18 protein-coding genes and 2 pseudogenes are annotated in these 18,891 nt (G+C 55.9%); 7 read left to right on the top strand and 13 right to left on the bottom strand.

Annotated features, from left to right (window positions below):
• Positions 1-252: 252 nt before the first annotated feature.
• The 5 genes and pseudogenes from IFS44_RS20815 to IFS44_RS20795 form a co-directional block, all read right to left on the bottom strand.
• On the bottom strand, positions 253-2,073 hold the full coding sequence (locus tag IFS44_RS20815; protein ID WP_192099948.1) for a diguanylate cyclase: 1,821 nt from the start codon (positions 2,071-2,073) through the stop codon (positions 253-255).
• Between the two features lie 154 nt (positions 2,074-2,227).
• Positions 2,228-2,722 (bottom strand): MucR family transcriptional regulator, encoded by a 495-nt coding sequence (locus IFS44_RS20810; protein WP_192099945.1) that lies wholly within the window; start codon positions 2,720-2,722, stop codon positions 2,228-2,230.
• 269 nt (positions 2,723-2,991) lie between these two features.
• A complete protein-coding gene (locus IFS44_RS20805) occupies positions 2,992-3,561 on the bottom strand; it encodes a recombinase family protein (protein ID WP_192099943.1) in 570 nt (189 codons plus the stop codon).
• Between the two features lie 156 nt (positions 3,562-3,717).
• On the bottom strand, positions 3,718-4,503 hold the full coding sequence (locus IFS44_RS20800) for a diguanylate cyclase domain-containing protein (RefSeq protein WP_192191586.1): 786 nt from the start codon (positions 4,501-4,503) through the stop codon (positions 3,718-3,720).
• Between the two features lie 368 nt (positions 4,504-4,871).
• A pseudogene (locus tag IFS44_RS20795) lies at positions 4,872-5,490 on the bottom strand (integrase core domain-containing protein); the annotation flags it as partial.
• Positions 5,491-6,603: 1,113 nt separating this feature from the next.
• Between IFS44_RS20795 and IFS44_RS20790 the strand changes: the two are divergent.
• Together IFS44_RS20790 and IFS44_RS20785 are read left to right on the top strand one after the other, a co-directional pair.
• Positions 6,604-7,044 (top strand): L,D-transpeptidase family protein, encoded by a 441-nt coding sequence (locus IFS44_RS20790; protein WP_244655067.1) that lies wholly within the window; start codon positions 6,604-6,606, stop codon positions 7,042-7,044.
• Positions 7,045-7,206: 162 nt separating this feature from the next.
• Positions 7,207-7,731 carry a CAP domain-containing protein gene (locus IFS44_RS20785; RefSeq protein WP_192099939.1) on the top strand — a complete coding sequence of 175 codons (525 nt, stop codon included), beginning with the start codon at positions 7,207-7,209 and terminating at the stop codon, positions 7,729-7,731.
• Positions 7,732-9,305: 1,574 nt separating this feature from the next.
• Here IFS44_RS20785 and IFS44_RS21975 read toward each other — a convergent pair.
• Positions 9,306-9,455: a hypothetical protein gene (locus tag IFS44_RS21975; RefSeq protein WP_206757891.1), complete on the bottom strand. Its 150-nt coding sequence runs from the start codon at positions 9,453-9,455 to the stop codon at positions 9,306-9,308.
• Between the two features lie 144 nt (positions 9,456-9,599).
• Positions 9,600-9,870 (bottom strand): annotated as a pseudogene (locus IFS44_RS22500) (IS5/IS1182 family transposase); the annotation flags it as partial.
• 357 nt (positions 9,871-10,227) lie between these two features.
• Here IFS44_RS22500 and IFS44_RS20780 point away from each other — a divergent pair.
• Together IFS44_RS20780 and IFS44_RS20775 are read left to right on the top strand one after the other, a co-directional pair.
• A complete protein-coding gene (locus IFS44_RS20780) occupies positions 10,228-10,476 on the top strand; it encodes a hypothetical protein (protein WP_192099937.1) in 249 nt (82 codons plus the stop codon).
• Between the two features lie 489 nt (positions 10,477-10,965).
• On the top strand, positions 10,966-11,697 hold the full coding sequence (locus IFS44_RS20775; protein ID WP_192099935.1) for a Crp/Fnr family transcriptional regulator: 732 nt from the start codon (positions 10,966-10,968) through the stop codon (positions 11,695-11,697).
• Positions 11,698-11,699: 2 nt separating this feature from the next.
• On the opposite strand, the gene IFS44_RS20770 is transcribed toward IFS44_RS20775, so the two are convergent.
• From IFS44_RS20770 to IFS44_RS22850, 4 genes are all read right to left on the bottom strand, one after another.
• Positions 11,700-11,957, bottom strand: a complete 258-nt coding sequence (locus IFS44_RS20770) for a DUF6894 family protein (protein WP_192099933.1) — start codon at positions 11,955-11,957, stop codon at positions 11,700-11,702.
• 42 nt (positions 11,958-11,999) lie between these two features.
• Entirely contained in the window at positions 12,000-12,698 is a 699-nt protein-coding gene (locus IFS44_RS20765) for a Crp/Fnr family transcriptional regulator (protein ID WP_192099932.1), read from the bottom strand.
• A 141-nt stretch (positions 12,699-12,839) separates the two neighbouring features.
• Positions 12,840-13,091: a DUF6894 family protein gene (locus IFS44_RS20760; RefSeq protein WP_192099930.1), complete on the bottom strand. Its 252-nt coding sequence runs from the start codon at positions 13,089-13,091 to the stop codon at positions 12,840-12,842.
• Positions 13,088-13,804: a helix-turn-helix domain-containing protein gene (locus IFS44_RS22850; protein WP_192099928.1), complete on the bottom strand. Its 717-nt coding sequence runs from the start codon at positions 13,802-13,804 to the stop codon at positions 13,088-13,090. The genes IFS44_RS20760 and IFS44_RS22850 overlap by 4 nt, the downstream gene beginning before the upstream one ends.
• A 479-nt stretch (positions 13,805-14,283) precedes the next feature.
• Between IFS44_RS22850 and IFS44_RS20750 the strand changes: the two genes are divergently transcribed.
• The 3 genes from IFS44_RS20750 to IFS44_RS20740 all read left to right on the top strand — a co-directional run bounded on the left by IFS44_RS20750 (position 14,284) and on the right by IFS44_RS20740 (position 16,002).
• On the top strand, positions 14,284-15,087 hold the full coding sequence (locus tag IFS44_RS20750; protein WP_206757890.1) for a Crp/Fnr family transcriptional regulator: 804 nt from the start codon (positions 14,284-14,286) through the stop codon (positions 15,085-15,087).
• Positions 15,084-15,767 (top strand): sensor histidine kinase, encoded by a 684-nt coding sequence (locus IFS44_RS20745; protein ID WP_244650490.1) that lies wholly within the window; start codon positions 15,084-15,086, stop codon positions 15,765-15,767. The genes IFS44_RS20750 and IFS44_RS20745 overlap by 4 nt, the downstream gene beginning before the upstream one ends.
• A gap of 70 nt (positions 15,768-15,837) precedes the next feature.
• On the top strand, positions 15,838-16,002 hold the full coding sequence (locus tag IFS44_RS20740) for a hypothetical protein (protein WP_192099924.1): 165 nt from the start codon (positions 15,838-15,840) through the stop codon (positions 16,000-16,002).
• Between the two features lie 13 nt (positions 16,003-16,015).
• On the opposite strand, the gene IFS44_RS20735 is transcribed toward IFS44_RS20740, so the two are convergent.
• Positions 16,016-16,435, bottom strand: coding sequence for a BLUF domain-containing protein (locus IFS44_RS20735; protein WP_192099922.1), 420 nt, complete (start codon positions 16,433-16,435; stop codon positions 16,016-16,018).
• 867 nt (positions 16,436-17,302) lie between these two features.
• On the bottom strand, positions 17,303-17,683 hold the full coding sequence (locus IFS44_RS20730) for a hypothetical protein (protein ID WP_192099921.1): 381 nt from the start codon (positions 17,681-17,683) through the stop codon (positions 17,303-17,305).
• Positions 17,684-18,891: the final 1,208 nt, after the last annotated feature.

Raw genomic sequence — 18,891 nt, 5'->3', positions numbered from 1 at the left:
CATACCATGGGCCGAGATCTACGGGAATCCTCAGACGAGGTTTCCACACAGTCTGTAGCACTTGCGCGACGTATCATGGCAGCCTGTCAGGTGTAGAAACGAACGGTGGCCTCGTTCACTTAGCGTGACGTCTCGGGAAAGCGAGTGAGCTTCGGGATGCCTGCCCCTTCTTGCTGGACTATGATCGTCGCAGCAATGTTTGCGGCCGTCCGTTTTGCCGAGTAGCTGCCTAAGCGGGTTCATTGCGGAGAATCAGGCAGCAAGACGGCTGATCAGCGCCCGGTTGCGGCCGTCACGCTTGGCTTGGTATAGTGCACTGTCTGCCGCCTTCATCAGAGTCGAACCATCGCGAGCCATGTCATTCGTCCAGGTAGCGATGCCGAACGACATGCTTGTAGATCCTAGGGTAGCGCCATTCCTGTGGACGTTGAGCTCACTAATCGCCTGACGAACAGTCTCTACTCGGTTCATCAAAGCCTCGGCGGTCGTTCCAGGGGCAATGATCGTGAACTCTTCGCCACCGTAGCGGCAGACCACGTCACCGTCGCGGAAACGACTACGCATCTCCGCGGATACCGCCTGCAGTACCACATCGCCGGCATCATGACCGAACTCGTCGTTAAAGCGCTTGAAATGATCGATGTCACACATGACCAGGCTGAGAGGTATGCCAGAGCGGCTGGCCCGGGCGATTTCCAAAGTGAGCGCTTCCTCCATATAGCGGCGGTTGAACAAGCCGGTCAGCGGATCGCGGATCGTTTGCTCGCGCAGGCTCCGCTGGAGCCGATGATTGACCAACGCCGACGAGATATTTTCGGCAAGAACGGTCAGGGGAAAGCGGCTCTCTGCATCGATGCGGCCTTGCAGGTAGAGAACGCCAATTACCTCGCCACCCGCTAGCAATGGCTCACAGTGGTATATCTCCTGCGCTCCTGCATGGCCGCAGACGATGTCACCCCCTGGTGCTGTCACACAGTGACTTTGACCCCGTCGCAGCGCCCAACACTGGTCTGGCGCGAAGCCGTCCGTGGAGACTTCTAGCCCTCCCCAGTCAGCGACCGACACCAGCAGGTTGCGAGAATTGTTGTGAGCATACAGCGCGCCTGGAAGCCTGGGTAGCACACGGGGTACGAAAACCCGGATGATCTGAGCCAGTTCGTCATCAGTTCGTGCCGCCTGCATGCGGTGCGCCATCCCACCGAGCAATTCGATCACCTCACTACGTTCTTGCAGAATTCGACTGTTTGTATGCAGCTCGGCGTTGGCGATCTGCAGATGCCGCTCACTACTCGCCTGCTCCGCTAGCGCTTGCTCGAGCTGCTCTGCCATTACGTTATAGCCCTGCGCCAACTGCGCAAACTCGGTTGACCCCATGGCCGTGTCGATACGCGCTTTCTCACCCTGGCCGAGCTCGGTCATGGCCTGCATGATAGTGCCAAGTGGCCGACGGATGCCGCGGACTAGCAGTGCGAAGCTGATCGCAACGAGCATCGCCACCACAGAGGCTCCGATCAAAGCCAGCCACTTGCCCTTTGCCAGGCGCGTGTTAGCTGCCTCGGCCCGGGTCGTTTGAAGGACCCGCTCTTCCTCCAGGAAAGCCTGCGCACGCACAGTAATGGCGTCGGTCAGTTCGCGTCCCCGACCACTCGCAATTACCGCTGTGGCTGCAGCGAAATTACCCCCGCGACCCAGATCCAGTGGCTGACGTAAACTTACGCCGCGATCGGCTATCAGTTTACTGATCTCACGTGCGCGTCGGTGCTGGAGCGGATTGTCGATCGTCAGCGCTACTACGCGCTCGATCTGGCGTGTTGAGCTGGCAATCCGTTCCGCAAAAGATCGTGCGTATGCCGGATTGCGAGTAAGAACGAAGCCGCGTTGCCCTGACTCCGCATCACGCAGATCACCAAGCGCTTCCTCGGCAGTTTCTATAATTTCAGCCGAATGCGTGACCAAACCAAAGCTTCGGCTGGTCTGGTTTGATGCATCAGCCAGCAAGCCTGCCAGCGATGCGAGCGCCAGAACGACGATCAGGCTAATAACCGCTATGCGGGTCGAGAGGGATGCAAACATGGCCAAGGCCTACGGCATAGGCATTTAGCAGCCGTTACCGTCCCGATAACGGCTGCTAGCGGCAACGAGCGTGCCGTAGAACCAAGAAGCTTTTGCGGCGTCCGAAACTTAGCGAAGCCGAACCGAAACGGGAGGACTAGCCTCCCCGCCTCGTTTATGCCTCCTCGGTAGCCTTGGTTGCGCGAGGTTTGCGGGGAGCCTTAGAGAAGTCATCAGTAGCCTTTTCGGCTGTCTGAACAGGTTTGCGCCCCAAACCGATCGACTTGGCCATGGTCCGCCGTGCTTCTGAGTACGAAGGTGCGACCATGGGATAATCAGCCTTCAGGTTATAGCGGGTACGGTATTCCTCAGGCGTAAGGCCATTGCCCGTCAGATGGCGACGTAATGTTTTGTATGGCTTGCCGTCGATCATCGAAATGATGTGGTCGGGCGACGCCAGCGACTTACGCACCGTGACAGCAGGCTCATAAGCTTGAGCAGCTTCTTCCGGGGCTGCTGAAGTAGCTGTGCCTGACAGTTGATCGACAGCGGCATGCATTGACCGCAAAAATGCGGGCACATCCTCCGCATTCGTGCGGGTGTTAGGATTGGCCAACCACGCAGCAGTCAGTTCAGCGGCCAACTCGACCGCGTTGATGTCATCGTTCATTATAATCTCTGTATCTTTGGGGGGGCATGCAATTAGGTTCAACCGCTCCGATGTTCAAGATAAACAGATATTTAACGACGAAACGATCCGTTTGCCGAAAGCTCACGAAATTGCCGATCAATGGTCCATCTTGGGACGCATCGCATATAATGAGGCACGATCTGCCCGTCGTTTGGTGCCGTGATTACGGCATATCACTTAGGATGAGCGACCTTGCAGAGCCTATTCTCGATTGCCGTGTGTTCTTCGGTCAGACTGCTTGATGCGAGTTAGGTCTTCGCGGGTGCGGTCCAGCCGATCCTAACCAGGGTGCCGATTAGCGTCGAGCGCGGTACCTTGAAGGTTCGGCAGACAGATGCCTTGCTGGCCCCACCATCCAGCGCGGCTGTAATCCGTTCGAGGGTTTCGGTATCGATCATCGGCGGGCGGCCACCATTGCGTCCGCAACGCTTCGCTGCAGCAAGCCCGTCCATTACGCGCTCGCGCGTCAGTGCGCGCTCATACTGTGCGAGTGCGCCGAAAAAGGAGAAGAGCAATTCGCCGTGCGGCGTGGTCGTATCCATCTGCTCGGTTAGCGAGCGGAAAGCGATACCGCGCGTCTTCAGATCTGTAACGATCGCCAGTAGGTGCGGCAGCGACCGTCCAAGCCGGTCGAGCTTCCATACTATCAGCGTGTCGCCTTGGTTCTGATAATCGAGGCAGGCTTTCAGTCCTGGCCGATCGTCACGTGCGCCGGATGCCTTGTCGGTATGGAGATGACGATGATCGACGCCGGCTGCGACTAGCGCGTCCCGCTGGAGATCGACCGTTTGGCGGTCATCGGCCGACGAGACCCGCATATATCCACGCAGCCTGTACGACAAACCCCCGAAAGCACGTTCACGAACACTCTATCAAAGCGACAGGGTTTGTCGAACGTTATGGCCGAAGGCGGCATGATTCAGCGAAGGCGAAAACCGGGGATGTCGTAAATCATGTGTTTTGCGACGCAGGTGCTACCGATGACCTGATGTTTGCGCGCTATTAAACCTCCACGAACTCTTTCCCCCTTGCTTGGCACGGTACATGGTTTGATCGGCAGTCAGCAATGTGGCTGTGAAATCGGTCCCTGTTGCCGCCCCCAAGCTACAGGTTGCCGACACGTCAGTTGATTGAAGCGCCGCCATGATAGCGCGGTGGATCTTACCGCTTTTTCTCTCGGCAGAAGCTTGGTCACGAACTGCGAGGCAGAAGGCGAATTCGTCTCCCCCCAGACGTGCTGTGATGTCGTAGGGGCGAACTGCGGAGCCAAGCGCTGTCGCTACAACGCGTAAAACCTCATCACCGGCCGCATGGCCGTGTTGGTCGTTTACTGACTTAAAGTCGTCGACGTCGATTACGCCACACAAAAGGATCCGATCATCACGCGCACTGGCTAACTCCAGGCGAGCGCATTCGACTCGAAAGGATCGTCGATTACCGAGGCCGGTGAGGGGATCGATGCTTGCTGTCGCACGCTCCCGATCGAAGGTTCGCCGGAACGCGCTTACGAACAGAATGATGAAGAGTACCGCGACGGATCTCGCACCTGCATTCCAGATAGCGGTAGCAGTCGGAACGGTTGACGCCTGGGCGGAGAGGCCGTCTCCAAAGCCATTGAGATACAGGGTTACAGCCACCCCCATCAGACCCGACAGTAACCCTGCGACCCGGCCGAGACACCATACGGTAAAGCACAGTGGCAGCAGATAGACCGTATTCAGCGAAAAGTGGGGTCCGGTGGATCCGTCCAGGACGAACACGATTACCCAAATTATCGATAGTCCGACGGCAGCTACCGAACGGTTCAAGTCGGCCGACTTGCGGAGCGCGAGCTCCAATGGGGTCAACTGCGATTGAAGACTTCTCGAAGTCGAGGATATTGTGCGGCGCATTTCCCGTCCCCAACTCGCATGGTCACGGACGCCTTTACACGGCCCGTGATCATGAATACTAGCACGGTGATGCAACTCCGGCGATCTCGTTAACTGCGGTGCGGAACGAGGGGGCTAGCCACCGGGCACATGGAAACGAGCAGACGGCCGCTACCGTTCGCTTTGTGACTCGGGCCAATCGTTCTTGAGCAACGATGCGATCACCGTTCCATGTTGATCGTGAAAGCGCCGCTGAACTAGGCGTTTAGTCCCAGCATCTGGCGGATCGGATCGACGATGAACTTATCTGGGTCTGACGTCCAGACTTTAGCGGTGTATTCGTAAGGCGTAAGGCCACTGAGCGTCTTGAGCCGGCGCGCGAAATAAAAGGCCGCCATGAAGTCGGCGAGGTGCACCCGCAACTGCTCGTGGCTCTCGTAGTGAAAGCGTTTGACGGTCGCTTCCTTAATCGTGCGGATCATCCGCGTGACCTGACCGTTGGTCCAAGAATGGTTCGGCTTGGTAAGCCGGTGCTCAATGTCATTGGCTTAGCAGATCACGTGAAAGCGCATTTGGCGCGACCAGGCGGTGTCGCGGTTGCGTGGTTGCTCGGCGAACTAGATGCCCCTTCGACTTCTTTCAGGACAGGATTGTCGGTCAGGATCGTGTGAATGTGGTAGGGCGCGGCTTTCAGCAGGTGTTCCAAGAACTTTCACGCTGTCCGTCGATCAGGCTTGTCGACGTGTTGAGTGACCGCGAACTTGCTGGTGCGGTCGATGCCGACGAACAGGCAGAGCCCTCTGACGACCTCAGGAGAGCCTTGCCCTCGGCGGTCTGCACCTCAGCGATATCCGCGTGGAGGAAGCCGATAGGGTAGCTAAACTGCTCCCCAGAGCCTCCGCAGAATGGCTAAGTTGATCCCAACACGGACTGAGACGGCACCCGCCTGAGGCTTCACGCGCACCCAGTTGTTTCAAAACACGGGCTTGCCCGCTGCCGACCCTGCCTCTCTAACAGAATCGGGCGGGCGTAGCCCGAGCGGAACAGACCCTCAAATGATTTGACTTCACCTGAAGGTCGGCTCGCAAAGGGCTGACCGCCGGCCAATCTGCCCCGGTTATCTTGATGCCCTTCTAACGTCGTTGTCTTTCAATGCGAAAAGCATCATGTTATGGTTAATGTATATATCAACCTGGGGGGGGATATGAAAAAGTTTCGTAAGAAGCAACTGCAGGCGAAAAAGAGATCGTGGCGCACATGGTGCGCCTTGTTATTAGCGTCTCTAGCTGCCGCGGCCGGATTTTTCGCCATGACCCCCGGTCCTACGCGGGAAGCGATCGCGGCTGTCCTAGCAGACCCCTTGGATTTACTCGCGCTACGCTCTCCTGGCCAAAGAAGTTCCGGCGCTTTAATCCAAACGAAGGCCGCGAGGGGCGTTCCTCGCATCCCGGCTAATCGGATACCGAAAGAACGTGTGCTCTCCAATGTTCGATGGAGACCATTTATTGACTTGCCAACCAACTTTCCAAGCCTCGACGTGACTGTAGCGTTACCGGCTGAGTTTTTTTTCAACCCTTTAGTGCCAGCAAACGGCTTAAACTTCGGCCCGCCGTTATTGATCACGCCTTTATTCGGCCCGTTCCTTGGCGGCGGAAGCGGTAGCTCCGGCGGTGTACCCGTATCCAGCGTACCAGAGCCGTCGCAATGGCTCATGATGCTGGTTGGGTTTTTTAGTATCGGTTCAGCTTTACGTGCCGCACGGCGCAAAGGGCGACCGCCAGCTCAAGTTCGGTGACGGTGGTGGCAATTTCCAAGTTCGCACTTTTGTCGAGGCCCATGCCATTGGGTCGCATCGCTCTGTGCTTCATATATATATTGTCGATTGTTGGCGGTTGCTCCGAGCCCAAGGTCCAAGAACCCATTCGGTCGTTTAACGCCGTAACGGAACCGAGTTCGCGTATACTTTACCCTGCAACGAGCTACCCCGAGTTGTTGCTACCGAATGGCGAGAAGCGCGTCGTCCGCAGCGTGCTAAATATCAAAAAGCCGATGATGTTCGGTGACTATGTTTGGGACGAAGTTGGAACTCCAGCGGGATTGACTTGGGTGCGCATCGACCTCGGGCATCAGACTCTATCTGTATTTAGAGTTGGTCATGAGATCGGTACGACGGTCATCCTTTATGGGACTGACGGCAAGCCAACACCAACCGGCATCTTCCCGGTCCTCTTCAAGGCACGAACTCACCGGTCGACGCTTTATGATGCTCAAATGCCCTTCATGTTGCGGCTCACCGAAGATGGCGTCGCCATCCATGCCAGCAACGTCCGCGAAGGCTCTGCGACACACGGTTGCATCGGCGTTCCGCTCGCTTTCGCCAAACTTCTCTACGGGCAAATGCGCCGAGGGGATCAGGTGGTAATCGTTTAACCCGGCCTCAAGATAGGCTGTTATAAGCCAAACCCTCAAGTCCCCGCAGCTGAAGTGAAGCTCGAGGAAGCGATCTTACTTAACGCATTGCTAACCGAACATAGCAACCCTCCCGATAGAATGCCGTGCCAACGTCCGTTACTTAACGGAGCATTCGACCTTATGCCGGGCAAACTGTTACTATCAAAGGCGGCGATTGCTGTACTATTTCTATCCTCGCCGTTTCTGATCGGTGCAACTAGCTTGGCTTCGATCTTCGACGTCCGTATCCTCACGGTGCACAATCGGGAGAGAGCGGCGCTGGGCATCGCGCCTTTGCGCTGGAATGCTGGGTTGGCGCGGTCGGCGCAGCGTTGGGCCGATCATCTCGCCGCAACGGGAGCATTCGAGCACGCGCCGGAATTGCCGTCGGATCCACAGGGAGAAAACCTTTGGGCGGGAACGAAAGGTCATTACCCTCTCGAGGCTCGTGTAGAGGCTTGGGTGAGAGAAAAGCGGTATTACAAGCCTGGGTTGTTTCCTAACAATAGCGTGACGGGCGAGATCGGCGACGTGGGCCACTACACGCAGTTGATGTGGCGCGACACGCACGAGGTTGGATGCGCCGAGGCTACCGGAGTTCGCGAAGACGTGTTCGTCTGTCGATACAATAGCGCTGGTAACTATTTCGGCGAGGAGCCGTTCTAAGGCAGGCATAGAGGTGGCTGGGCTCATCTGAACAGTTAGGCGCGAATGTTGAGTGAAACGGCCTGGACTTGCTCCACATAAATTGAGAGGCATATGCTTCGCGTGGCGCGGTTCGTTAGAGCTGCGCGGGGCCGATGTAGTCGAGCACGATGCGGCGTCGGATCAGGCTGTATAAGCCGTCGATTTAGCGGGTAATGGCTTGCGCGGCCTAAGTCACAAGTCATCGGCCCCGTGAGGTGGCGGGATAAACGCTCACCCCTTTCCGGATGCACTTTACCTTTTTATGGCTTTGACGTTGGTGACAGGCTTACGCCAACGAGCAAATTACCCGCGCTTTAATCGATTCGTACGGATAGCGATCCGGAAAACTCGTGAGACCCTGAAGGGCGACCGCTGCCGCGTCGTCTTCGTTTGGTCGAGTAGGGCCAACCAGTCAGCGCTAATGCCGTTTTTGGAAAAAATCGGCGGGATCAATCCCTACCTTTGGAAGGTTTGTCGCGTCAGTATTGAAACTGAGGCGGGGCGCTGAGACAGATTATGCCAGACGAGGAAACAGAAGATCAGCACGCTCGTGTTGCCCGCGAGTTAGACATTGATCCAGAGGCGATGCGAAATCATCCCTACGACCTTGAACTAAGAAAAAGTGGTTCTCTATTGGTTCTCTGGCACGATCAAGCGCCCGACGGAGTCATTCGAGAAGGCAAGCTTGGCTCGTACACGACACCCATTAGGCCTGCGAATGACTCTTCACCTCACGAGTTTGTAGAGGAAATTGTTCGACATTCTCAATCAGGTTAGAGGATGCAGAACGGTAACGACCCTCTGACCACACCATATCTCGACATCGTTTTTTCGGGCGTAGGTCTTCACGTCCGAAACGGCCTTTGCATCATTTGGACACTCCAGATCGATGCGCTCAATAATCCTACCATCGTTATTAATAACATATACGCGATATTCGAGCATCACTGTTCTTTCGTGCCCAATATGGGGAAGCCAACCTGAAAGACGGTCAAGCCCGCGTAAAGCGGTATCGCAACCGCTACGGTTTAAAGAAACGTCCGAATTGTTGAGATGTTAGCGGATGTTGCTGTCCAGTCGATTTGTCCAAAAGGGGCGTTAGCGTGGTACCATGACGATAATAAGTCCCTGGGGCCTGCTGGTGGCGCACCCAGGCAGAAAAGCGATGGGTTAACATTGATATGAGTAAACGCTAACCGACTTTGATGAAGATGTTGCGTTACGGCCCAATACGATGCGTTATGCGCTATCAAATGATTCAACAAAATGGTGTGATGCAGCCTACGGCGTTCCCGACAGGCATGCCCTACGTGACACTCTTTCTTACGGCCTGTAAGTTGTATCTCGTGGCACTAGTCAGCTTGACGTCAGCTCGCGTTATTGCATCCGACCGTTGTTAATTGTGTCAACCGCAGAAGCGACACGCGTCCAATCCTGTAGATCAGCCTCGTCGCTTACAATTTCCATTAACGTATCGACCATAGAGTCGGTCGCAACGGTTCCACGCACCTCGACGATCGTCATTGCCTTTAACCAGACTTGGCGGGCGGTCATCATATCTTGAGGTTTCGACGAGCGGGTTCAGCGAGCAATGCTTCCGCCATCGTCTTTCCTACCTGGCCAGCTGTTTGAGGATATGTCTCCAGCAGATTTTGACGGTCAAGGAATTCGATCACATCGGGATTTAGGGGCAGTGTCGTCATCGCCTCAAGAGTATGCGCGTTTGACCGATTCAGGCAAACGATCCCATGGGCGTATGAGGTGCATGCTTTGCACGTCTGGCGACCTGGTCGAGCTACGTCTCAAGCCGACCAACCCGTCCGATGATACTACTGCGCGATTTGGCGTCGCAGGCGCAATCGATTCAGTTTCGGATGCACTTAAGGTGCGCAATCAGCATCTCGATCTTCTTCTGCTGTCGACGGAGGTCGCGGGCCAGGTCATGCGCGTCCTCACCACTGAAGCGAGTAACCTTGCGAGCCGGTATGTTGGGCTTGCGGCATTGCCGTAGTTTGCAACTGGCGCAATCCTGCTAGCGGGCGCGACAACGGATGAAGCCATCAAGACCGGCATGGCCGCGGGCCTGCATGAAACGCGGTTGCACGGGCGCAGGCGTTTGAGCGGCGCCCTTGTCGATGGCAAGTCTGCCCCTGCCTGATCAGACTACACACGCCAGCCTGGCGATAAGTTACTCCACCTTTACCAACAGAGTCGTTATCCGCCTCAATATTTCATTACTAAAGTGTTACATGAAAGCCGTAATATGCGGTTAACGCGCTTTAAACCCAATGCGGTGACGATCGTTAAACAGCTTTACCGCATAAGCATTCGTGTCGAAAGACGCATCTATATTCGACTATGGGGGTTAAGATGCGCTACTGGCCTATCGGTAAGCCCGTCAGGGGTTAATTGAGACAAAAGACGTGTATCTTTCAGACTTTCGCTAACTCGTCTTTGTGGCGACGTACTGGAAGAATGACGACACTCAAAAATGTCAAACTTGAAAAGATGCCCGGCTTTTCAAGTCGGGCATTTTTTGCCATTGTGACCTTGCCATACTTATTGCCGCCGTCAGAACAGGGCATTGCCTCGAAGGCGACCCGCGACACTCTTTCGAAGCTTCAGGCTTGGTTCTCGTTTGACGTCACGAGCGCTTCCGCAAAGCCGGCTCGCGAGGGAAAGATGGAGAGCGATCCAGCGCAGGCTAAATTCGCAGCGCCCTAATTAAAGGCCGAGCGGCGGGCGCAGGGGCAGGCGAGAGCCTGAAGCCGCTTATGTCGCGGTATATTCGGCCAACTACGACTCGCACCATTCAGGGGTGGTGAGAGGACGTCAGGAACCGGTCCTCCCGCAGCCACCCAAAACGAGATATTCAGGGCGTTACGCTTGCCGCGGGAAACCGGCCGCTTGTTCATCATGGCCAGCGGCTTGCCGGCTTAGGCTCGCACGTCGATGATGACGGCGTGGAACTTGGTTGTGAAGCCGCCTTCGCTACGGCTAAAACTGGCGGTTAGGGCGTATCAGCTTCGTTCCACCACCTTGCTTCTATGACGATGCTCACAAAGACTAAGTGGCATGAAACCGACGCAGCTAGGTGACAAAGTCGCTACGCCTACCTTTCCCATCTTAGGTTAATAATGCTATAGTGAGCTTGTAATCCCCGATTCATATCCGCCGAAAAGCTGTGGTCGTTCGGTAAGCAGGACAAAATAAATGCCTCGGCCTGACGAAAATCCACTCGCCCGGGTGGTGGAGAAGCTAGGCGAACGCGCTCCCATCTCGAATAAGGCAATTGCAGCGATTCTGCAGATGCCTTATGTAGTCAAACAGTTATATCGAGGAGACTTTTTCGTTCGGGAGGGTGCTACTGCGGATAAATGCGGCATCCTGACGTCAGGCTTGATTGTTTGCCAGAAAACAAACCGCGAAGGCGATCGCCAGAATCTTTTGGTCAAGATACCCGGCGATGTTTTGGGGTTACAAAGTCTCTATCTGGACACGCCAGATCACAATATTCAGGCACTTAATCGGTGCAGAATAATCGTCGTACCTAGCGAGCTCTTAAAAGCCATTTCAGATGAGTTTCTGGCTGTACGTGATGCTATAAGCAGGATCATGTTAACCGAAGCGTCCATGCTTCGCGAACGGATACTAAATATAGGTCGACGAGACGCCCGTGCCCGGGTTGCTCACTTTCTTTGCGAGTTTGCCGTTAGGACTGGCGGCACAGATAAGATCAACGATCGATCTTTTGAACTTCTAATGACACAGGAGCAGCTTGGGGATGCTCTTGGGCTAACTGCTGTTCACATAAACAGAACGCTTCAACTCCTGACCCGAGACGGTTTGATAGCACGAGATGGGAGAAACATCCGGTTCGTCGATTGGGATCGGTTATTAGATATAGCTGACTTTAGTACTCGGTACCTGCATTTAGAGAAATAGGGCTAGAGGCCTAATTGGCCGGTCAATCTCTTTGGTAAGACGTCATCCATATTGACAGTTTCCAATACCCTGCCGTTGTGATCAGTGATTACGAAGCGATGCGCTTCAATGTCATGCCCGGCCAGGATTGCTGAGGCCCATAGCTGCCGCGCTGCGTCCAGGGCTTCGCCTCGGGCAGCGGTCAGATCAAGAAGCTCACTCCCCTCCTCATCTTCGATCCGCTGGGTCCCATCATCGATGTGAAGGAAAAAACGGGGCATGCTCTCGGTATCCGTAAACTTGATCAGGGTTAGACCCATGGTTCAGCGCAACTGACCGATCAAGCGTTCATATTCCGCTTCAGGTACGCCGTATCCAGCACCTGCGAATTCCTCCAGCTCTTCACGCTTGCGCACCAGGACCAGCCCCCGCGTTGCCTTGATGAAGCCAAGGCCTTCCAACGAGTGCAGCGCAATTGTTACACTGGGTCGGCGGACCCCGAGCATCAGCGCCAGGAAATCGTGCGTCAAAGGTATCTCGTCAGTGTCCTGACGGTCGTGACTCATCAGCAGCCAACGCGCCAGCCGCTCTTCAACGGTATGCATGGCGTTGGACAGTGCGGTGTAGGTGGTCTGTGTCGAATAGGCCTGGACGTAGCGCAGAAGCAGCTTTCGAATGCCGGCATGGTCGTCGAGCACGGTTCGAAAAAGATCGCCGTCAATGCGGTATCCAGCTCCGGTCACCTGCATGAAAATGCGGTGCGGGGTGCGGTCGGCGTCGAGCACGAGCGGCATGCCGACCAGGCCATCGCGGCCAGCAAGACCGACTTCGATCCCCTGATCGGTGCCCGCCATGGCAATAATCGAAGTCAGTCCGCTTTCAGGAAACCACACGTGCGTAATGGGTTTGTTCGGCGACACGAGAACGGTGCCACGTTCCAGCTCGGACCACCGCAGATGGGGACGCAGGGTTTCCTGGTCTGCAGGTAACAGGGCACGCAGAAGTCGGTTATTGAAAGCCATGGTGCCCTTGCGACATCTTTCGTATGTGATGGCCTGCAACCTTGCCGACCCCCTTTTGTTATTGACGCAGGTTGGTAGATGCTGATCGAGCCTTGGGCGAGCGTGCAGCGCATTTTGGTATGATACCGTACCAAACGCCGCTTAGTCGGTGTTGATGAAGCCGAATGGCAAGGCATCACGAAAAGGCACGCTCAGAAGGATTTGCCCGGCTTCATTCGTGATCTGGAACGCAGACCCAAGTGGTGCAACCCCGGTCAGAATGGCATTTGCCAGAAGCTGGCGCGCTGCCAATATGGCCTCGTGTCGTGCGGCGGTTAGGTCGACGGCTTCGGTGCCATCAGGGTCTTCGATGATACCATTTGGAATTTGCTGATTTAAATAGAAACGGCTCAACCGAACGGACCAATCAGGCGGCGATACTCGGCTTCAGGGGTGCCGTACATGCCATCGGCAAAGTTGATAAGTGCGTCCCGATCCTTGATCGTGATGTGGCCGCGGCGAGCCTTGATGAACCCATAGCCCTCGATCATGTGCAGAGCGGTCGTAACGCTGGGGCGCTGTACCGCCAGCATGATCGAGAGGAACTCGTGCGTCAGCGCAATGTCGTCGCCAGTCACCCTGTCGTGGCACATCAGCAGCCAGCGTGCGAGCCGTCCTTCTACCGACTGGCTGACGTTGGACAGCGACGTATAGCTGGTTTGGGAAATGAATACATGAACATAGCGCAGAAGTGTCTCGCGCAGTGAGTCCGACTGCTGGCAAGCGCTGCGCAACGCCTCGATGCTGATGCGGTAGCCTTGGCCCTCAACCTGTACCATCGTGGTCTGCGGACACTGGTAGACCCCCAGCAGGCTGCCAAAGCCAGACAGGCCGTCGCGACCGAAGATCCCCGCCTCAACGCGCTGGCTGTCAGGCGTACTGACTATGATCGAGCCGATGCCGCTATTGAAGAAATGTGCATGCGTGAACGGCTCGCCCGCTTCGATCAGTACAGTACCCTTGGGCAGATCGACGGGTTCGAGATGCGGACCAATTGCGGCGTAGGCCGCTGCATCGATAAGCGACAGCAGGCAATTACGGACGAAGGATTGGGTGGGATGCGGCACGCGCCCTCGCTGGTTCGAAGGGCGGGAGTAGCAAACTCTCAGCCATCTACGCCCGGGGTCGTCCGTAGATGATGCAACACTCGTACACGACAGACGCGTTCGCGTCGTTAACCAACTCCGTCATCTAGCATACCAAACTGGTCGCAGCGGTTGGAATCACAGTTAACATATGTATCTTTCCTGAACGCTAACAGGAGATGCACGGTGCGTGATGAAGATTACGGCTACCTGGCCGATCGCCATGTAGCCGAACTCAATCTTGCCCGGACGGCCAAATGCTGTGCGTCTGCTGCTGCCCATCAAGGTCTCGCAAACGCGTATCTGGTACGCCTGCAGTCCATGATTTTATCTCCAGACAGATATAGGTCAGAGATGTCTTGGACATCGCGCGAGGAATGGTTGCTCGCAGAGCCGGCGCGCGGCCGGCAGAGTTTACACGCAGCTACGCAAATCCTACGTGTTGTGAAGGGGTAATCGGGATGACCCAACCTGTATCAGCTGAGTCCAGACAGGCCAATCATAGCTCATATTGGCCGTCACGATATCTTCGTAGTACCGGCCTGTGGCGTTCGCCTTTTATGGTCAAAGATGAACAGCGGGCGCTGGAACAGGCGGTGACCTGGTCCGAACGCTTCGATTCCCACAAGGATCTCGTCTGCGAAGCCGATCGAGTGGACAATTTGCTGATTGTCACGAAGGGCTGGGCCTATCGATACACCTGTGCTCGCAATGGCGGGCGTCAACTGACAGCACTCCTGGTGCCGGGGGATATTGTTAATCTGGACACACTCCTGTTCGAGCGCCCCGCATACAGCGTCCGCACGCTCACCGACGTCACCGTCGTCGCGTTGCCACGACGGCGAGCCCTGGCTCTCGTCGACGACTATCCCGGTATCGCACGGACTTTCACAGGCCTTACGATACTAGAGAACGCGATCGCCAGTAAGTGGATGCTGTCGCTTGGCCGGCGATCAGCAAGAGCGCGTGTCGCCCATCTGCTCTGCGAACTAGTCGTACGCCTCGGCGAGGACGACGGCAACGACGTCACGATTCCGTTCCCTTTACGTCAGGAGCAAATCGGCGACGCCCTCGGCCTGACCACGGTCCACGTTAACCGCATGATCCGTCAGCTGCGCACCGAAGGCTTGATTGCAATCTGTGACCGCCTGTTGTCGATCCCTGATATCTCGGCCCTGCGGCATGTCGGCGGGTTCGATCCCGCCTATTTGCATATGCGTCAACACATCGATGCTGTGTCCTCTCCTACGGGAGACGTCGCATGACGCGGAATGATCAGCGCTCAGCCATGACGTCGAACTCAGTCGGCAAAGCACCCCGCACGCACCGAGATCATGATCTGCTGCTTCGCGAAACCAACCACCGGTGCAGCAACGATCTACAGCTCGTGGTCAGCCTGCTCGCACTACAAAGTCAGCGTGCGACGAACTCGGAAGCACGTCAGGCGCTTTCTGATGCCATGGAGCGGGTTTCCATACTCGCCCGCGCTCGCAGTACCATGCACGGCGATCAAAAGCCGTCGATAGAGGCTGCCTTACGTCAGGTCTGCGAAGCTTTGCATGCGCAGGCGGAGCCAAGGTCCATTCTCGTCTCGCTACAGGTCACCGATGACGTCGACGGCCTTACACAGAATGAGGTCACCACCCTCGCTCTTGTCGCCAACGAGCTCGCCACGAATGCGATCAAGCATGGCTATAAAGACGGTAAGGCTGGCCATATTCGTATCACGCTTGGCCGGACACCTGGCGGCGACGTATCGGTAATTGTCGACGATGACGGGCTGCCGTTTCCACAGATTGAACGGGCTGACCACCATGGGCTTGGTCTTGGTCTTGTCCAACGTCTAACGACCTCAATAGGCGGTCTTTTTATCCCGCCCGAAGCAGGATCCAAAGCGTTCGAGCTTCGCGTTTCTGAGAAATTGCGCATGACCCAGACCGGGTGACGCTCACGGTTGGTAAGCACAAGCCGCTCGCGGGGCGGCTCTATCGTATATGCTTGCAGGAGTAACGAAGTTGGCAAACATTCCTCTTGAGAAAGCGCGGTCGATTGCACGCGAGATCGACTGCCTGATACGTCTTGCAGACAGCTATAGCGATTTCGCTCTAGGCGCCCTGCTCTCCACGGTTCGAGAGCATCTCGAGCTGGCCGAAGACGAGCAGATCCTTCCGATGACGTGACTTGCGGCGCTGGTTAAACTGTCAATCGCCGACTTAGTGACAAAGCGGCAAATCCAATAAAAGCCGCTTTGATCGAGTCACATTCTACATCCGCGACATGCTTGATTACGCGATCAAGAAATTCCCTCCCTTCACAAAGGTCTGTCTTATCTTGATATTCCGTTGCCCAGCTTTTGAATTGTCGATAATCGGTCGTAATAGGCTTGAAATAGCTTATATTATCGTGACGCTGATCTTTAGCGATCCGGTTCATTACAGCCTGCACTGCGGCAGCATCTCCCTCCAGCGCTTGTATGAAGCGGGTACCGTCAAATAGGAGAAGACCGGTAATATCTTCAGAACGGTTTCTGGCATCAGCGAGGTTGCGAAGGTCGGCCAAATCACCTGACGTGAAGTTCTGCTTGGCTCTGCTGATATAAATAATAATCCGCATCGAGCCCTCGAATCGTATCGCGCTAAATCATGTCGATCGAAATGATTCCGCTCGCCGACACATTCTCAGGTTGTTTTGGTTAAGAAATGTTTAATGGCTGACAAGTGAATTCTCGGAAGGATAGCTTCCGTCGGTCAGGTTAAGTAACCGGATCCCGATACCGCTGGCAGCGTGAGTTCCTGCCAAGCAGCGACAGCCATTTCTCGAAACGCGACCTCCCAAGTAGCGCTGGCCCCTTTTCACGGTGCCCGATCCTCGACCTGCTCCATCCGGTTCGCCCACATATAGGCCACGACGTGTTAGATCACTGCGTCCTCATCATTGCTCGTGCATAGGCGACACCGTCCCGTCACATCGATTCCTTACAAGCCTGTTCCTGATAGGTGCCGTGGGCAAATGCATCATCAAACACGAATCATGATCAATCTGGCGGTCCAAGTTCTGTGAGCCACGCTCAGTGAGACTGTCAGCGGTCGCGTGGACACGCCAGCGGTGCGCCTAGCCCTGCGGTGCCTCTGGCATGCTTGCGCCGAGCGCTGGCCGCTCGTCGTGTTCTGGGAGGGTGAGCAGCACGATAACGAAATCGGCCGGAGCCAGAGTGTGACGGCCTCGTTCAACGGGATTGTGCGACAGCTGCGACGATCCGAAGCGTATTCCGAGATCAGCAATTTGCAGTAGATGCCCACGTGCCTTTAATAACATCGACTGCAGCGGCAATGCGGTGCCAATTTTTTACGGCAACAGGGTCGCCGATGGCAGCGACCATCTGATCGACGATATAATCTGGGGTATGTTCGCCGTGTTCTGCAAGGATAGCGCCCGCCTGTATCCAGACCTCTCGGTGACTCATGGGGGCTGACCGGGCCATCAAATGTCGAGGTTCCGGCGCTCGACCTCGGGGTGAACGCCCTCGCTGGCCTGTAACGCCATCGCGATGATGTGCGCGATGACCGGCTCCGGAATGGCGTTAGCCACATCGAGCCCAAATTGGTCAAGATACGACCACGCCACCCATCCCGAGTAGGCAGTTAGCCCCGGTATATCGAGTGAAAGAAACCGTCCGACCGTAACTCTGTATTCCGAGCGAAGCTTGAACCCCAAAGTTGAAACGTTTTGGATGATAGCCGGATGCTCATCTGCAAGAGATGTGACGAGCACGGCTGGAAGACTCATCGCCGTTCGGTTCGAATACCTACGATCAAGCCGATTTTTGCCGGCACCAGCCACAGGGCCGCGATGGGTGTTCATGGGGCCGTCATCCGTCAGCACGCCTAAAAACTTGGTTAAGCCCCTGTATTTTAGACTTTCGATTTAACGTGATGCAAAGGCCAACCGCGCCCTCGCAATTCTCTTTATGACACACTTGCTATGGCAGTATGCCCGGTGCGCTTAGCCCCGCGGTCGAGTTGCGTTTAAGGTTGACCAACTGGCCCGACGATAATGCCGCTGCCATCGCCAGTGACCGCGGTATGTATCTGGGCTATGTCAGCGCCGAGCGCNGCTTCGCAGGTGGCGTTCCTGCGAAACCCCGTCCCCGATGTTCCGAAACGCCCGCCACCCTGCTTGGCCCGGCCTGCGCATTGACCGGTGTCCGATCCCCGCGCGTTCTATCCAGATGAGGATAGGGCCGGAGTTTGGGGCTTAGTTCATTCGGTAGAAAGGAACTTTGTTCGCTCGGTAGAAAGGGGGTGGGTTCTACCTTTTTTGCCATGCAAGGCATTGATCGAATTATGGAGCAAACCTTCGAAGCTGGTCGGGTCGCGGGTCAGACTATCGACGGCAAGCTATCTGACTGCCCACACGAAGAGCGGCTTGCCCCGAACCTAAGAAAAGTTTGGATTTCCGGCTTTCTGTGTAGCAAGACTGGGCGAGCATACCGCAAGCGACTGCGCCTAAACTAAAGGCCCTGCAGCGCTGGCACCTCGGAACGACCGCCTGCAGTTGCAAGGCCGACATCTCCAACGCAATGGGCCGCGATCGCGCCAGCGCCAGTTGCTAAAGCATCAGAAAGTTTGATAACTTGGTATCTACGGTCCCGCTACAATCATGTCGTCGAGGTGGGTCCGAAGATTCTGTAAACTTCATCAACTAATATTCTTTTATATTAGCAAGACCCCCCATATCCATCCCCGGCCATTCGATAGAGACCTATCGGAAGCGGCACCCCCTCCCTGGGGGGCTGAAAGCGGCTCTTTTTTGTGCGCTAGCTATGTCGCAAGCGCTTCATCCCGGCGAGGATGAGCCCGAGTGGGGCGCTTGGCTGATCATTGTCCGCTGCTGACGGGCCAAGGCGCATCTGGAGATGCAACTGATCGGGCAACGCTTACGCCGCTTCGATGTTAAGTGTGAGAGCAAGGCCGGGCCCATCGAACAGCCCGCCCCCTCGTCTGCTGAGACGTTCAGAACTTCAGGACTCGAGGTGCGCAGCATACTGGTTCTCCCGTAGGCAATCAGCG

Source organism: Sphingomonas sp. CFBP 13706 (genome assembly GCF_014842355.1).
Classification (GTDB): Bacteria; Pseudomonadota; Alphaproteobacteria; order Sphingomonadales; family Sphingomonadaceae; genus Sphingomonas; species Sphingomonas aerolata.
This window is presented reverse-complemented; position numbering and strand designations above follow the sequence as displayed.

Bases quoted from the DNA above. Each gene is read 5' to 3' on its own strand.
- IFS44_RS20815 (WP_192099948.1), bottom strand. From the start codon at position 2,073: ATGTTTGCATCCCTCTCGACCCGCATAGCGGTTATTAGCCTGATCGTC.
- IFS44_RS20770 (WP_192099933.1), bottom strand. From the start codon at position 11,957: ATGCCCCGTTTTTTCCTTCACATCGATGATGGGACCCAGCGGATCGAA.
- IFS44_RS20805 (WP_192099943.1), bottom strand. From the start codon at position 3,561: ATGCGGGTCTCGTCGGCCGATGACCGCCAAACGGTCGATCTCCAGCGG.
- IFS44_RS20765 (WP_192099932.1), bottom strand. From the start codon at position 12,698: ATGGCTTTCAATAACCGACTTCTGCGTGCCCTGTTACCTGCAGACCAG.
- IFS44_RS20745 (WP_244650490.1), top strand. From the start codon at position 15,084: ATGACGCGGAATGATCAGCGCTCAGCCATGACGTCGAACTCAGTCGGC.
- IFS44_RS20730 (WP_192099921.1), bottom strand. From the start codon at position 17,683: ATGAACACCCATCGCGGCCCTGTGGCTGGTGCCGGCAAAAATCGGCTT.
- IFS44_RS20750 (WP_206757890.1), top strand. From the start codon at position 14,284: ATGACCCAACCTGTATCAGCTGAGTCCAGACAGGCCAATCATAGCTCA.
- IFS44_RS20785 (WP_192099939.1), top strand. From the start codon at position 7,207: ATGCCGGGCAAACTGTTACTATCAAAGGCGGCGATTGCTGTACTATTT.
- IFS44_RS21975 (WP_206757891.1), bottom strand. From the start codon at position 9,455: ATGACGACACTGCCCCTAAATCCCGATGTGATCGAATTCCTTGACCGT.
- IFS44_RS20810 (WP_192099945.1), bottom strand. From the start codon at position 2,722: ATGAACGATGACATCAACGCGGTCGAGTTGGCCGCTGAACTGACTGCT.
- IFS44_RS20775 (WP_192099935.1), top strand. From the start codon at position 10,966: ATGCCTCGGCCTGACGAAAATCCACTCGCCCGGGTGGTGGAGAAGCTA.
- IFS44_RS20735 (WP_192099922.1), bottom strand. From the start codon at position 16,435: ATGCGGATTATTATTTATATCAGCAGAGCCAAGCAGAACTTCACGTCA.
- IFS44_RS20780 (WP_192099937.1), top strand. From the start codon at position 10,228: ATGACGACACTCAAAAATGTCAAACTTGAAAAGATGCCCGGCTTTTCA.